The 14,100-nt window shown below is 62.7% G+C and carries 12 protein-coding genes; 8 read left to right on the forward strand and 4 right to left on the reverse strand.

The features are described 5' to 3' along the window. Position 1 precedes the first annotated feature (1 nt). The 3 genes from PLU72_07165 to PLU72_07175 all read right to left on the reverse strand — a co-directional run bounded on the left by PLU72_07165 (position 2) and on the right by PLU72_07175 (position 2,353). A complete protein-coding gene (locus PLU72_07165; GenBank protein ID HOT27952.1) occupies positions 2-1,309 on the reverse strand; it encodes a pyrimidine-nucleoside phosphorylase in 1,308 nt (435 codons plus the stop codon). A 33-nt stretch (positions 1,310-1,342) separates the two neighbouring features. After that, on the reverse strand, positions 1,343-1,540 hold the full coding sequence (locus PLU72_07170) for a hypothetical protein (GenBank protein HOT27953.1): 198 nt from the start codon (positions 1,538-1,540) through the stop codon (positions 1,343-1,345). A 180-nt stretch (positions 1,541-1,720) separates the two neighbouring features. After that, positions 1,721-2,353, reverse strand: a complete 633-nt coding sequence (locus tag PLU72_07175; protein HOT27954.1) for a nucleotidyltransferase family protein — start codon at positions 2,351-2,353, stop codon at positions 1,721-1,723. A gap of 158 nt (positions 2,354-2,511) precedes the next feature. Between PLU72_07175 and PLU72_07180 the strand changes: the two genes are divergently transcribed. The 3 genes from PLU72_07180 (at position 2,512) to PLU72_07190 (ending at position 6,007) form a co-directional block, all read left to right on the forward strand. Continuing rightward, entirely contained in the window at positions 2,512-3,801 is a 1,290-nt protein-coding gene (locus PLU72_07180) for a hypothetical protein (GenBank protein ID HOT27955.1), read from the forward strand. A gap of 63 nt (positions 3,802-3,864) precedes the next feature. Continuing rightward, positions 3,865-4,755, forward strand: a complete 891-nt coding sequence (locus PLU72_07185) for a hypothetical protein (protein HOT27956.1) — start codon at positions 3,865-3,867, stop codon at positions 4,753-4,755. A gap of 94 nt (positions 4,756-4,849) precedes the next feature. Continuing rightward, the gene (locus PLU72_07190; protein ID HOT27957.1) at positions 4,850-6,007 is read left to right on the forward strand and encodes a HEAT repeat domain-containing protein; all 1,158 of its coding nucleotides are present in this window, start codon (positions 4,850-4,852) and stop codon (positions 6,005-6,007) included. Between the two features lie 446 nt (positions 6,008-6,453). Here PLU72_07190 and PLU72_07195 read toward each other — a convergent pair whose 3' ends face one another. Then, positions 6,454-7,173 carry a hypothetical protein gene (locus tag PLU72_07195; GenBank protein ID HOT27958.1) on the reverse strand — a complete coding sequence of 240 codons (720 nt, stop codon included), beginning with the start codon at positions 7,171-7,173 and terminating at the stop codon, positions 6,454-6,456. Positions 7,174-7,388: 215 nt separating this feature from the next. Here PLU72_07195 and modA point away from each other — a divergent pair, with 215 nt between their 5' ends. The 5 genes from modA to PLU72_07220 all read left to right on the forward strand — a co-directional run bounded on the left by modA (position 7,389) and on the right by PLU72_07220 (position 13,843). Then, the gene (gene modA, locus PLU72_07200) at positions 7,389-8,243 is read left to right on the forward strand and encodes a molybdate ABC transporter substrate-binding protein (protein HOT27959.1); all 855 of its coding nucleotides are present in this window, start codon (positions 7,389-7,391) and stop codon (positions 8,241-8,243) included. Positions 8,244-8,259: 16 nt separating this feature from the next. Then, the gene (locus tag PLU72_07205; GenBank protein HOT27960.1) at positions 8,260-9,030 is read left to right on the forward strand and encodes an ABC transporter permease; all 771 of its coding nucleotides are present in this window, start codon (positions 8,260-8,262) and stop codon (positions 9,028-9,030) included. After that, positions 9,023-10,114: an ABC transporter ATP-binding protein gene (locus PLU72_07210; protein ID HOT27961.1), complete on the forward strand. Its 1,092-nt coding sequence runs from the start codon at positions 9,023-9,025 to the stop codon at positions 10,112-10,114. The genes PLU72_07205 and PLU72_07210 overlap by 8 nt, the downstream gene beginning before the upstream one ends. Positions 10,115-10,317: 203 nt before the next feature. Beyond that, positions 10,318-10,740, forward strand: coding sequence for a hypothetical protein (locus tag PLU72_07215; protein ID HOT27962.1), 423 nt, complete (start codon positions 10,318-10,320; stop codon positions 10,738-10,740). A gap of 19 nt (positions 10,741-10,759) precedes the next feature. Then, on the forward strand, positions 10,760-13,843 hold the full coding sequence (locus tag PLU72_07220) for a DUF5693 family protein (protein HOT27963.1): 3,084 nt from the start codon (positions 10,760-10,762) through the stop codon (positions 13,841-13,843). Positions 13,844-14,100: the final 257 nt, after the last annotated feature.

Here is a 14,100-nt window from a genome sequence, read left to right on the forward strand (position 1 = left end):
GTCAGGAGACGATGTCGAGAATCAGCGACTGCGGCTGAACCGGCTTCGATTCGAGCCGGAAGGCGGCGCGGAGGCGCTCGAGCGCCTTCGCGTTGTCGCGGTCGGGATCGATATGGACCTGGGCGAGCGGCTCGCCCTGCTTGACGCTGTCGCCGACATGCTTGACCAGTTCGAGACCGACCGCCATGTCGATCTTCGACTCCTTGGTCTCTCGGCCCGCGCCGAGCATCATCGCCGCGAGGCCGATCTCCTCGCACTCGATCGCGGCGACATGTCCGTCGCGGTCCGAGACGAGCGGGACGATCTTCTTCGCGGTCGGCAGTTTCTCGGGATGCTCGATCATCGATGCGTCGCCGCCCTGCATCTTCACCATCTCGACGAACGTGGCGAACGCCGCACCCGAGGCGAGAACCTCGGCGACTTTCGCGCCGGCTTCCGCCTGCGTCAATTTCGAGCCGGGAGCCATGAGCAGCGCCTCGCGAGCAAGGGCCTTGACCAGTTCGACCAGGTCGGCGGGCCCCTTCCCGCGAAGCGTGTCGATCGCTTCCTTCACCTCGAGAGCGTTTCCGATCATGCGGCCGAGCGGCTCGTCCATGTTGGACAGCACCGCCGCGACCTTGCGCCCGGCCTGCTTGCCGATCTTGACCATCGTCTTCGCCAGTTCGCGAGCGTCGGGAAGCGTCTTCATGAAGGCGCCGCTGCCGACCTTGACGTCGAGCACGAGGCCCTGGTTGGCCACGGCGAGCTTCTTCGACATGATCGAGGCCGCGATCAGCGGGATCGAGTCGACGGTCGCCGTGACGTCGCGAAGCGCGTAGATCTTCTTGTCGGCGGGAACGAGGTTGCCCGTCTGGCCGACAATAGCAACACCTATTTTATTTACGGCGTCGATGAACCGCTGCGACGGCAGGTCGCAACTGAAGCCTGCGATCGATTCGAGCTTGTCGATCGTGCCGCCGGTGTGGCCGAGGCCCCGGCCAGACATCTTGGCGACCTTGAGGCCGAGCGCCGCCAGCACGGGGCCCAGCACGAGGCTGGTCTTATCGCCCACGCCGCCGGTCGAGTGCTTGTCGACGGTGAAGCCCTCGATGCCTTCGAGTCCGATGAGATCGCCGCTGAGGCGCATGGAATCGGTGAGCCAGAAGGTCTCCTGCTCGTCCATGCCCTTGAAGAAGACGGCCATCAGGAAGGCGGACATCTGGTAGTCCGGCAGACTCCCGTTCACAAACCCGTCGACGACGAACTTCACTTCCTCGGCGGTCAGTTTCTTCCCGTCGCGCTTGCGCTTGATGACGTCATAGGCTCGCATCTCGATCTCCTCGGTTGCTCGTGTTCCGGCTGATCAGCGGCGGATTCGGGCCAGCTTGATCTCGTTGACCATGTAGCATCGCTCGAACAGTTGGCAGTCGCAGCACTTCTGCTGCTGTTCGGGCTTGTCGATCTTCATCGAATCGTACGTCATGCCGGTCTGGTTCCATTTGCCGAAATAATCCGTGCCGAAGCATTTCGGAAGAGAGGTCGGAGTTGTCGGGCCCGTCATTGGCGTTCTCCTGTCTTGTTGTTGTCGATCGATCACCCGCGCATTCCCCCGTGAACCGGAAAAACGTGGTCGCGGGTGCGTGAGTGCACGTAACGGCAGTTGCGATGTCGTGAATATACCACAAGCCCCCGGGAGCGTCCATGAATCTCTCCCGGGGCGGAAGGGATCGGGGCGGACGTCTCATGGACCGGACCGGGTCAGTTCCTGTTCCGCTTCTGCCAGAAGCTCCGGGGTGTTGATGTTGCGTCTGATCCAGGGGTCGTTCGACACGACGTGGGTGATCAGATCCGGGTGTCGCTGCAACACCAGCTTCGCGCCGGCCTCGAGAGGGCACGAGAGCAGTTCCTCGCGCGCCCAGGCCGGAAAATAGCTCGGGTGGCCCCGCCGTTCCCCGTCCGAAGGCGCGACGATCCTCTCGGCATCGATTCCGATCGCATCGAGAAGGGCTTCGAGCGTGGAAACGGCCACGAGTGGATGATCGACCGGCCAGAGCAGAAAGCCCCTTCCCTCGGGGATTTCCGCCAGCGCAAGGCGTATCGAGCTGAGCGGACCGTCGCCCGGCGCCGGATTGACGATCCACCGTCCTCCGAACCGGAAAATCGCCTCGCGCCCCTCGTCATCATGCGCCTGGCCGACGAAACAGAGCGGCCCGAGCCTGTCGCGTACACCCGAGAGCCGTGCCAGCAGGTGTTCCAGAAACGTCCTGCCGGCGATGACGAGATGCTGCTTGGGACGGCCCATGCGGCTCGAGTGGCCCGCGAGAAGGCAGATGACGGCGGGCCCGGAGGAGCAGCCCGAAGCGGTTCGTGACATGGGAAAATGATAAAGCGGTTGGTCGATCCTGTCAAAGCCGCGTGTGACCGCGATGAACGAGCCTCCTTGAAAGGGTGGGGGAAAGTTGGTACCATATTCGCGTCTCGCGACAAGATGAGATGATGCGGGGCAAATTGCCTGAAAAGGGGAATTGATCGATGTCGCAGGTGGATCTGAAGAGTTTCATCCCGAAGGAGCCCGAAACGCTGTACGATCTCAAGATCAACTCCGAGATCGTGAACGACATGATCTTCAAGGAACTGCACATTCACGGGAAGCGCACCCCCCGACAGATCGGAAAGTCGCTTCGCGTCAAGCCTGATATCATCCAGAAGCTGATCAACGACCTCAAACAGCAGGAAATGGTCGGCATGGTCGGCGGCACCGGCATGGGCTCCGACTACCAGTACGGTCTGTATCCCAAGGGAATCGAGCGCGCCAAGAACATCTACGAGCGCGACTCGTATCTCGGCGCCGCCCCGGTCGGATTCGAGGAATACGTCCGCATCACCAAGGATGTGCTCGCCGCGAACAAGAAGAGTTTCTCGATCAACCAGAAGATCCTGACCGAGAAGTTCGCCCACCACCTCGGCTACAAGGACGTTCTGATCCAGATCGGCCAGGCCGTCTGCGCCAGAAAGCCCGCCTTCGTCTACGGCTTTCCGGGAAACGGCAAGACCTTCCTGTGCAGCAACGTCGTGCGCCTGCTTCCGCCGATGATCGTGCCGTATGCCGTCGAAGTCGGCGGCCAGCTCGTGCGCATGTTCGATCCGAGCTGCCACCAGGCCATCGAGAACGTCGACCTGGAAGGGCTCGATCAGCGCTGGGTCGTCGTCCATCCGCCGATGATCACCGCCGGCGGCGAACTGACGCTCGAAAACCTCGAGGTCGTATATAACAAAAAATATGGCTGTTTCGACTCGCCGCCCCAGGTCAAGGCGACCGGCGGCGTCCTGCTTATCGACGATCTCGGACGCCAGCGCTGCAACGTCGAAGACATCTTCAACCGCTTCATCATCCCGCTCGAAAACAAGGTCGATTACCTCGTTCTCGGCGGCCAGCGCATGGAAGTGCCGACCGACGAAATCGTCCTGTTCAGCACCAACCTCGATCCGATGAAGATCGTCGACGACGCGTTCCTGCGCCGCCTGCCTTACAAGATCAACGTCCGCAACCCCACCGTCGAGGAATACACGGCGATCTGGAAGTCGTATGCCGAAAAAATCGGCCTGAAGTTCGACCCGGCGAACATCGAGTCGCTGATGGGGCTCTACAAGCGCGATCGGCGCGGCCTCCGGGCGGTCCATCCCCGCGACATCCTCAACATGGTCTTCGACAAGAAGCGGTTCATGGAAAACGCCGACACGACGATCACGCCGCAGGAGCTTGAAGACGCCTACGGCATCTACTTCGTCTCCAAAATGACGCTGGTCGAGGATATCCAGTAACCGAGGAGTTATGGAGCCGCTTTCGCAGGTGAGATTCATCCGCGGAAGCGGCCGTCCCTTTCTATGTCATTGAATCTGCTGCCGATCATCGACGCCGCGTTCATCGGCCTCATCGCCGGATGGGCGTCGTGGCTGTCTCTGCGGGGCGGCGTCCCGTGGGGTTTCGGCGGCGAGTTTCTCCAGACGACCCTCACCGTCGGCCTGCTCGGTGCGATCCTGATCGGTGGCGAACAGGCCGTGACGGCTCTCTGGCATGAAGGCCGGATGCGAAAGGCGGGGCAGCGGTTTCTCGCCGCCGCCGCTGTCGGACTCGCCGTCTCGATGGTCTCCACGGTCCTGTTCGCCCTCCTCGGCGAATGGGCGGGGCTTGCGAGGCGCTCGCCCGAGATCCTCCTGCGCCTGCTGTGGTGGGCGGTCTTTTCCGTCGCCCTCGCCGCGTCCCGCGGCATCGTGATGAGCGCGCCGAAGGCGGCCTGCCAGGCCTTCATGGGCCTCGCGCCCGCGCTGATCCTCGCCGGGCTCACGGCCGACATGGTTCTTTTCCCGCGCGGCGTCTGGGTCGGCGGGTGTCTCCTGATCGGAATCGGAGCCTCCCTCGGACCGGCCCTCGCGGTGGAATTGTTGAAAGAATCCTGGATCGAGGAGTCCGTCGCCTCCGGTTGGCCGGTGCAGTACCGGCTCGAGACCGAGGAGATCCTGGCCGGTTCCGATGACGGCTGCGATCTGAGCATCGACGAAGGGCCGGCCCAATGGTTCGTCATCACTGAACACGACGGCGTGCATGTCCTCGAGTGCCTCGATGAAACGCCCGTCTCCTTCATCGGCGGCCGCTACCGCTATAGGCCGCTCGTGGACGGCGACGTGATGATGCTCGGCGAGCGCAATTTTATCTATAGAAACAGATATTCAAGGTCCCGGGACGCCCTCGCCGAGACCGTCGACGGGGTCGGTTGACGATGCCCGGCGCGGGAGGGCCCGAACGGAAGACGCGACGGCGGGGAAGCGGCTTCCTCTGCAGGAACGAATTTCATCTGGATGAGGATCGAGTATGAACAGAAAACATGATGCCCCCGTCAGTGCGATGCCCCACGAGGACAGCTGGGCCGCGTTCCTCGAATCGTTGTATGCGCCGCTCCCTGGGCTTCGCGAGATGGCCGTTTTCGAGTTGCCCGTCTGGCACAAGCTCGGCCGGGACGTTTCCGAGGTGACGGCGATCTCAATGCGGGATCCCGAACCCCTCGTCTGCCGCGCCGCAGCGGTCGTCGCCGGCCGGTTGCGTCTCGATGCGGAGGTGATTCTGCAGGCTCTGTCGGAACGGCTTCAGACGGAACAGGATCCCCTTCTCCGCCGGACGATGGCGACCGCGTTGTCGCGCATCGGCCGACCCGGGTTGCCGATGCTGGTTCAGCTCCTTCGGGACCGGGACGCGTTCGTCAGGAATTTCACCGCCACGGCACTGGGCGATGCCGGGCCGGATGCGATCCCACTGCTCCTCGATGCGCTGAACGACGACCAGATCAGGACGTTCGCGGCCCCGGTTCTCGCTCATGTCGGGAGTGACGCGATTCCCGGCTTGCTGAAACTGCTGGATGCTCCTGAAGAGGCTGTTCGACAGTCGGTCATCGAAACCCTGGAGCATATCGGCCCGTTGTCGGTCGAGCCACTCGTCGAGGCGGTCCGCTCCGGCGCCGTCAGTCGCAGGAACGGCGCCGCGGCGCTGAGTCATTTCGGCGGAAACGCCGTTGCGCCGCTCGTTCGTCTCATGCGGGAAAACGACGTGTCGATGCGATGCTGGGCCGCCGACATCGTCGTCCAGATCGGCCGGCCCGCGGTCCCCTCGATCATCACGCTCCTGCGGGAAGAGCATGTCGGCATCTCGTATCTCGCCGGCGAAACGCTCGTGCGGCTCGGCGCCTGCGCGATCCCCGAGCTCGTCCAGTCCCTCGGCACGGTCACCCGCTCCGTTCGCTGGATCGTGGCGAACATCCTGGGCCGGCTCGGCGAGGAGGCCGTCCATGCTCTCGAAAAGGCCGTCGTCGAGGGCGACCCGCTCACGCGCGAAGCCGCCGCGCACGCGCTCGGCGAGATGGGAAGCGTCGCCTGCGTCGCCCTGCCGACCCTCGAAGGCCTGCTCGAAACCGAGCAGGAGCCCTTCGTCCTCGAAACCGTCCGCCGCGCCGTCGAACGCCTCCAGCACTTCGAGTGAACGATACGTCACCACAAATATACTCCATTGAATAAAACGAGGTTTTCAGGAAGGCATCAGCAGATGAGAGGCAGATGAAAGCCTGATGAAGAGCAGATATTGATTCCTGCAGAATGAAAACCACCCGTTCGCCCTGAGCCTGTCGAAAGGCGAAATGAGGAATCATCGGCAAGTGGCTGTTCGTGCTTCGACAAGCTCAGCACGAACGGAGACACGAAGCTGGTTTTTGATATGCAGGACTCAATAAGAACGAACGTCTGAAACGAGCTTTTTTCGCGAGGGATCGGAAACTCCAGGGGAAGAAGGTTTTCGGAGTTTCATCTGCGAAATCCGCTTCATCAGCGTCACCTGCGGATTGGTTCTCGAAGTGAAACACACATGCCAGGCACAAAAAAAATCGGATGTTCTTCGTGCCTTTGTGACGTCGCGGTGTGTTTCGCCCTGCGTCAGGAGCGGCGGGCGACGGCCTCAGGCGGTTCCTCGTCGCGGATCAGGGCCAGGAGCCAGAGCAGGCACTCGACCGTGAGAATGAACCCCTTCTTCACGCGCAGCCGCAGGCCGCCTTTCCGCGTCACCGTGATCGTCACCGGGCCGAGCGGAGAATCGACGAGGCCGGAGACGTTCTCGATCCCGTGATTGCGCGGGTCGATAACATTGTATTCGGTATAGCTTTCGATGAGCCCCGCGAGACGCGCCCGCCGGACTTCCTTGTCCTTCGGGTTGGTCAGCACGATCGCCTTCGTCTGGCTGAGGCGGTCCTGGAGTTGGCTCATCTGCCGGAACTCGAACTCCATCTGCGTCACTCCGTAGCCCGAGGCGGCGGAGAGCACGTTCGAAAGCCCCTTTCCCGGTCCGCTTCTTCCCATCGTGAACATGCAGTTCTCGAGCAGCAGGAACTCGGTGCTCTCGATCTTCTTGAACAGCGTTTTCGTCGTGATCCCGTCGACGAGATGCTCGACCTCGAACGGAGTGACGCACGAGTAGAAGCCGCGGATGATCTTCTTGTTCGCGTCGCAGTCGTGGAAACCGGGAATCTCGGGATCGATCGAGAAAACGTCGGTTTCCCCCGAGAGTTTCTTGAAGAAACCCGGAATATCGTCGATCCGGGCGTTCCAGCATTTGAGGGAAACGGATGAACCGGGAACTTCGATTTCGTCGATCGCCATCTGCACGACTCCTGCGCTTGAGCTTGGGCCGTCATTCTACCCTCTCTCCCGCGGTTCGACAAGTGGCCGCGCACCGCCGCGCACGTCCGCCCGTCGTCCGGTTTTGTTCCCTTGGCCGTGCGGGCGGATCGTGAAAAGTATGAAAAAATAGTGTATAATGGTAATTAGATGGCCGTTCCAAACGCCAAACCGTGCGACTTTGAGTTGAGGTGTCTATGAAATCACTCGTGACGTTTCTCGTTGCTGTCGTGTGTCTCGCCGGAAGTCTGAACCCCGCCCGGGCGGCCGAAGAGCGCATTCTGTTCATGGCCGGCGCCGCCGCGCAACCTGTCGTGGAGCCGCTCGCCAAAGCCTTCGAAGCCGCAACGGGCATCAAGGTCGACGTCTCGATCGGCGGATCTGGGATGTTGCTTTCGCAGATCAAGCTGTCCAGGCAGGGAGACGTCTACTTTCCGGGCTCGATCGACTTCATCGACAAGGCGGCAAAAGAGGGATTGATCGACGAGTCCACCGTCACGCCGGTCGTCTACCTCGTTCCGGCCATCAATGTGCAGAGGGGAAATCCCCGCAACATCGCCTCGCTCAAGGATCTCTGCCGCCCCGGCCTCAAGGTGGCCATCGCCCACCCCGAAACCGTGTGCCTCGGTGTCTTCGCCGTCGAACTCGTGGAACGGTTGTTCACCCCGGAAGAGAAGCGGGCGTTCCGGGCGAATCTCGTGACATACACGGAAAGTTGTGAAAAAACCGCTGCCGCCATTTCCCTGAAAACGGTCGATGCGGTCATCGGCTGGAGCGTGTTCGAACACTGGAACCCCGAACTGATCCAGTCGGTCAAGTTGCCCCCCGAGGAGGTCGTCCGGATCAGCTACCTGGCCGTCGCCGTGACGAAGAACTCACGCCATGTCGAGGCCGCGAAAAAGTTCGTCGAGTTCATGAAATCCCCGGAAGGGCTTGAATTCTTCAAGAAATTCCACTATTTTACGACCCCCGGTGAGGCGCTCGAGTATCTCGGGGCGGAGAGGCCGGTCGGGGGAGCTCCCTACGAGGTCCCGGCCGAATGGATGAAATAGCCCGGGGGAACGGCATGTGCTGAAGAAACTGACCATCGGGATCGCGTTTGGCATATTCGCGCTGTATCTCGTTCTGGTGTTGAGCCTCTTCGCGTTCATCGACCCGCTCAGACTCGCCCGGGCCCTCGCTTCGGAGCGCGTGTGGTTTTCGATGATGCTCAGCCTGAAAGCCGCGGTGATCGCAACGCTCCTCTCGATGGTTCTCGCCGTTCCTTCCGCCTACGCTCTTTCCCGATACGATTTCGCGGGAAAGCGGACCGTCGATCTCCTGCTCGAGCTGCCGCTCGTCGTGACGCCCATCGCCCTGGGGGCCATGGTGCTGATTTTCTTCCAGACGAGGGTCGGCGAGTTCGCGCAGACGCACGGCGTGACGTTCGTGTTCGAATTTCCAGGGATCATCCTGGCGCAGTTTTTGACCACGGTCGGAATCGCCGTGCGCACGATGAAGAATACGTTCGACGCCATCTCGCCCCGATACGAGATGGTTGCCTGCACGCTGGGGGCGACGCCGCTCCGGGCTTTTCTGACGGTCACGCTGCCCATGGCGAAAACCGGCATCCTGGCGGCGACGATCCTGACGTTCTCGAAATGCATCGGCGAGTTCGGTGCGACCATCATGCTGGTCGGAGCGATGCCGATGAAGACGGAAACCCTTCCGATCTCGATTTTCATGCGCGTCGGAAGCGCCGACATCGAAGGAATGGCGCTGATGATCCTCATTCTCGTCTCTCTCGGGTTTTCGGTCCTGTTCGTTCTCAGGTTCGTGCTGACGGTGCGGTATGATTGAGTTCCGCGAGGTTAGCGCCGTCGTCGGTTCGTTCCGGCTCGATTCAATATCGCTGAAAATACCTCGGGGCGACTGCCACGTCATCGTCGGCCCGACGGGCGCCGGAAAGACCTTTCTCCTGGAAACCCTGATCGGACTGCGCTCTCCCGAGACGGGCTCGATCCTGCTCGAGGGCCGCGAGATAACGGGGGTCCCGCCGCACAGGCGGCGGATCGCCTTCGTGCCGCAGGACACCTGCCTGTTTCCGACGATGACGGTTCGCGACAACATCCTCTACGGCGTCCGGGCCAACGCCATCGATCCCGCCGAAGTCGCGCCGTTCCTCGATCACCTGGTGGAGTTCCTGCGCATCGGCAACCTGCTCGACCGGTGGCCGCAGAACCTCAGCGGCGGCGAGAAACAGCGCGTGGCGCTCGCCCGGGCGCTGGTGACGAAGCCCGTGCTGCTCGTCCTGGACGAACCGTTTTCCGCCATTGACCACTCGTTCCGCGAGGAGATCCGCCGCCTGCTGAAAAGCCTCCTCGAAGAATTCCGGATGACGACGCTGATCGTCACCCACGATCACGACGAGGCGTTTTTCCTCGGAAATCACATCTCGATCATGATGGACGGCAGGATTCTCCAGAGCGGAAGCCGGGATGACATCTACTCGTATCCCCGCTCGTTCGCGGCCGCTTCGTTCTTCGGCATCAAGAACGTCTTCCCGGGAAAGGTGCTCGAGATAACCGAGACGGGCGTGACGCTCCTCTGGGAAGACATTCGCCAGACGGTCGCCGTTCCCTGCCGCTGCCGGCAAAAATACGCGGCCGGCCAGGCCGTCCATTTCGGGATTCGGCCGGAAGCCGTTTACGTCATGAGGGCCGACAGGCGGCAGGATGACAAGCAGAACGTTTTTCCGGGAACGATCTCGAAGATCTTCCTGCGCGGAAAAATGCACACCCTTCTCGTCGAAACCGGCTCGGAGACGAAGGTCCAGATCGAGATCGACATCCACGACGCCGCGATCCGGAAAATGGGCCTGCGGGAATCCATGGAGATCCGGATCAGCCTCGAGCCGAAAGGGATTTTCCTGATTTCGGGGTAGGTTCCCCGCGACGACGGCCATTCCCGCGAGATCTCCCGAAGGACCGGCGTGCAATCGACAGGCTGCGCACGAACGGTGTCGGGCATTCCGGTGATTGTCCCGCTCCTCGTGGGACGATGAGGAAGAGGGGCTTTCCCCCGGTGCGGCGGTATGGTACTGTGTGATTCGACGAACCAATCCTGCCCCGGGAGGTAACATATATCGTGAATCATATACAAAAACGCAGGGCCGCCAGACCGCTGCCGGCGCTGCCCGTGCTGCTCGTTCTCGCCGTCCTCGCCGTCCTGCCGGTGATCGCGGCGGCGCAGGAGCCCGGAACGACGGGCGATCCGATCGTTTCCAAGAGCTACCTCGACCAGTTTTTCCGGTTCCGCTCCGTCGTCATTCCCAAGGGGGACACGGTCCAGCTGACCCCGGGGGCGCTCGTCGTCGTGCGATCCGGCAAGCTGAAGATTCGTGCGCCGCGAGGGAAAAGCCTCATCGACCTGACCGACGGGAAGGAACTTGCGGCGGAGACGTTCCTGCCCGCGTTCCACCTGGTCCTGGTTCCCGAGACGCCCGGCCTTCTCCTCGAAGCACAGAGCATGAGCCTGGTGCTGGCGATGGGATTGCATCCGGAACGCTGACCGGACGACGCAGCCCCGTATGGAAACGCGATCCCCCACCTTGCCCGGCGACGCTTCGCATGGTATGCCAAAAAGTATAATAATACTCATTATACTCGTCCTGCCGGGCCTGCTGGCGGGAGGGGGGCGCGATCTGCTCCGATGGCGTGCCGAGGCGCGCGATACCTTTATCGAGACCGTCATGGATTTCGACGAGCTTCGGACGCTTGCCCGCCAGGAGGGCTGGAGGCTCCAGGAGATGCTCGTCGCCGCGGCCGAGCGCGGGGCGAGTTCCGTCGGCATTTCGGAAGACACTCTCCATTCGCTCGAAACCGAAGGCCGGATCTCCATCCTCAATCTTGCCGACCTGCGCCAGATGGCCGTGGAGGGAGATGTCGCGTCGTACGGGACCGAGATCGTCGAGCCGCAGGGCGCCCTCTGGATCTGGTCCCAGGAGAGCGGCCTCCTGGACCGCATCGAGCACCATCTGGGCTGGAAACTGCCGGGCGGCCGCGTCCGCCGGGTCAGCCTGAACCTGCTCATCGTCCGCAGATCGGGCGAGGATTTCAAAACCCGCGTCGGTCTGGGTTTTTCGAAAGAGTATCTGAGCCTGGCGCGCGAGTGCGGCCTCGGGATCGTCCTGAGAATATACAACCATCCCGGCCTGACCGCGGGCGCCATCCGCTCGATGATCGCCGGCCTGCCCGATCCGGCCGATGTTTCGGCGATCGTCTTCGCCGAAGAGGAGGTGCTCGGAAGCCGCGGCGCCCTCGCCGCAACCATCGACGAGCTGACGCACCGTTCCTACCGGATCGGCTGGGTCGAGTTCAACGACCAGGACGGCATGGATGCCCTGTTGGAGGGCCTTCGCGGAAAGCGCCCCTTCGTGCGGGTCCACAGCATCGGCCGGAAGGAGCTCGACGAGAATTATAATGTATCGCGTGCTATTGCCAGGTGGGTGAGGGCCGTCCGCGAGCGCCGCCTGAAGATGCTGTACATGCGGTGCTTCTTCCAGGACAAGAAAAAATTCATCGGGGACCTCGTCCAGTTCAATCTCGATTACCTCGGCGCCGTCGTGAAGCGACTGCAGGCCGACGGTTTTCAGATCCCGAGGCTCGACGAACAGCGCCGGGACGAGCCCCGGCACATGGTCGGAAAGGCGTCGCCGGCCGAGCGCCTGGCCATCGGCCTCGCTCTCCTGCTCGGCGTTCCCCTCCTGCTTGCCGCCACGAGATGGCGGTATCCCGCCGAACGCGATATCTGGCTGACGTTCGGCGTTGCCGCCGGCGCCTGGAGCATCCTGCCGGTTCCGCTCTTCATCGCGTTCGCCGGCCTCGTCGGCGCGATCGCCTGGTCGACGCTCGGCTGCATCTGGGCCATGGGCGCAAACGAAGCCTCGATGGCAGCGGGGAAGCCGGCGTCGTTCGGTGGCCTCGCAGGCTTCTTCCTGCGCCTGTCACTGCCGGGCTTCCTCGGCGGCGCCCTGGTCGCGGCCCTGCATGCCGAAACGATCTACCTGCTCAAGTTCGAGCAGTTCCGCGGCATCAAACTGGCTTTCATCGCGCCGTTGGCCTGGACGGCGGTCTGGGCGCTGCGCCGGTACGGCGGCGGCCTGCTGACGCTGTTCGCGCGGCCTCTGACGGTCAGAGAGCTGTTCATCGGTCTCGCGGTCGGCGGCGGAACCCTGCTGTATCTGCTGCGGTCGGGAAATGTCACGTTCCTCAAACCGTCGGCGATGGAGGACATCGGCCGGACGTTCCTGGAAAACCTGCTGATCGCGCGGCCCCGGAACAAGGAGTTCCTGATCGGGTATCCGGCGGCGCTGTTCTTCCTGTTCTTCAGGCGCCGCGGCGTTTCCGAAATCCTTCCCGTGCTCGCCCTCTTCATGCAGATGGGCCAGGTCTCGCTGGTCAACACGTTCTGCCATTTCCACTCGCCCCTGTCGCTCGCGTTCCTGCGCGGATTCAACGGCCTCTGGACGGGCCTGCTCACGGGAGCGGCGTTGCTGGCCGTCTATCTTGTCTGCCGGGTCCTGGCCTGCGCGGGGTGCAAAAGCGACAGGAGCGTCCTGGTCGGGTATTTCGGCTTCGGAAACCTGGGGGACGAACTGCTGTGGCGCAGTTTCGCCGAAGAGGCCGCCCGCCGCCGCCCGGACCTGAAATGGAGCGTCATCTGGGGGCCGGCGGAATGGGAGGAAAAGGGCGACCACGTTCGGGCCGTCTCACGGCGTGACCTGCTCGGCCTTCTCGAAGAACTCGCCGCCGCCCGAGCCGTGGTCGTTCCCGGAGGCAGTCTCCTGCAGGCGACGACGAGCCTCGGCAGTCTGCTGTATTATCTCGCGCTTCTCGCCTTCGGCCGCCTGCTGGGGGCGCGTCTCATCCTCTGCGGCCAGGGCTTCGGTCCCTGGGGCACGCCCGGCACGGTCCAGCGGTATCTCGCCGCATCCGCCGCCCGGATGGTCCTCGAGTTCGCCTCGTATATCTCCTGCCGCGACAGGGAAGCCGCGATGACGCTCGCCAGGCTCCCCGGGCCCGCCCTTTCCGCCGCTGTCGGGGCCGACCTCGCCTTTCTGCGGCCCCGGTCAGGTTCCTCGTCGCGACCGCCTGCCGGAGTGAAAACCGTCGGCGTCATCCTGCGGGGTTCGTTCCCGATGTCGCCGGTCATCGCCGAACGGCTTGCCGGCTGGGCCAAAACCTCCGGCTATAGAATTCTCCCGCTCGCCTTCCAGCTGGGTGAAGACGAAGAACCGTGGCGGAATCAGCCGGCGCTCCTGCCGGTCACGATTCTCCGCGATGCGGCCGCCGCCGACGAAACCTTCGCCTCCTGCGAGTTCATCGTCACCATGCGCCTCCACGCCGCGGTGCTGGCGACGATCGCCGGCGTCCCCTGGATCGGCCTTGCCGTCGATCCGAAGATGACCGGCCTGGCGGCCGAACTCGGCTGGCAATACGTGCTTCCCCCCGAAGAGGCCGATGCCGCCCGCCTCGACTCCTGCATCCGCCAGGTGTGCGACTGCCGCGAAACCCTCGCGGAAAAGCTCCGAACGGCGGCAGCCGGCAGGGCCTTCGCCGCTTCGGCAGACCTCGACGCGGCTCTTCGACATGTCGAGTCATATTCGAAATGATATATATCGCCGTGCTATAGATCGGAGGAGCCCGGACTACTACTCGTCTCACCAGTAACACGACAATCACCCGCATACTCGATACCGTTCGTGCTGAGCTTGTCGAAGCACGAATGCACTCGCCCTTCGACAAGCTCAGGGCGAACGGCTGTGCCTTGTCGGTCTGGAGGAATTATATTTTACTCGTGATAGCTGTTGACTAACATATGAGACGAGTAGTAATGGAGGGGCCATTGCCGGTATCGTTCTGGCCTTTC

The sequence above is a fragment of the Candidatus Ozemobacteraceae bacterium genome (assembly GCA_035373905.1).
GTDB lineage: Bacteria > Muiribacteriota > Ozemobacteria > Ozemobacterales > Ozemobacteraceae > MWAR01.

What these genes read in the sequence shown, in the direction of transcription:
- PLU72_07210 (HOT27961.1), top strand. Translation starts at nt 9,023, where the DNA reads ATGATTGAGTTCCGCGAGGTTAGCGCCGTCGTCGGTTCGTTCCGGCTC.
- PLU72_07175 (HOT27954.1), bottom strand. Translation starts at nt 2,353, where the DNA reads ATGTCACGAACCGCTTCGGGCTGCTCCTCCGGGCCCGCCGTCATCTGC.
- PLU72_07185 (HOT27956.1), top strand. Translation starts at nt 3,865, where the DNA reads ATGTCATTGAATCTGCTGCCGATCATCGACGCCGCGTTCATCGGCCTC.
- modA (HOT27959.1), top strand. Translation starts at nt 7,389, where the DNA reads ATGAAATCACTCGTGACGTTTCTCGTTGCTGTCGTGTGTCTCGCCGGA.
- PLU72_07195 (HOT27958.1), bottom strand. Translation starts at nt 7,173, where the DNA reads ATGGCGATCGACGAAATCGAAGTTCCCGGTTCATCCGTTTCCCTCAAA.
- PLU72_07180 (HOT27955.1), top strand. Translation starts at nt 2,512, where the DNA reads ATGTCGCAGGTGGATCTGAAGAGTTTCATCCCGAAGGAGCCCGAAACG.
- PLU72_07220 (HOT27963.1), top strand. Translation starts at nt 10,760, where the DNA reads ATGGAAACGCGATCCCCCACCTTGCCCGGCGACGCTTCGCATGGTATG.
- PLU72_07190 (HOT27957.1), top strand. Translation starts at nt 4,850, where the DNA reads ATGAACAGAAAACATGATGCCCCCGTCAGTGCGATGCCCCACGAGGAC.
- PLU72_07170 (HOT27953.1), bottom strand. Translation starts at nt 1,540, where the DNA reads ATGACGGGCCCGACAACTCCGACCTCTCTTCCGAAATGCTTCGGCACG.
- PLU72_07165 (HOT27952.1), bottom strand. Translation starts at nt 1,309, where the DNA reads ATGCGAGCCTATGACGTCATCAAGCGCAAGCGCGACGGGAAGAAACTG.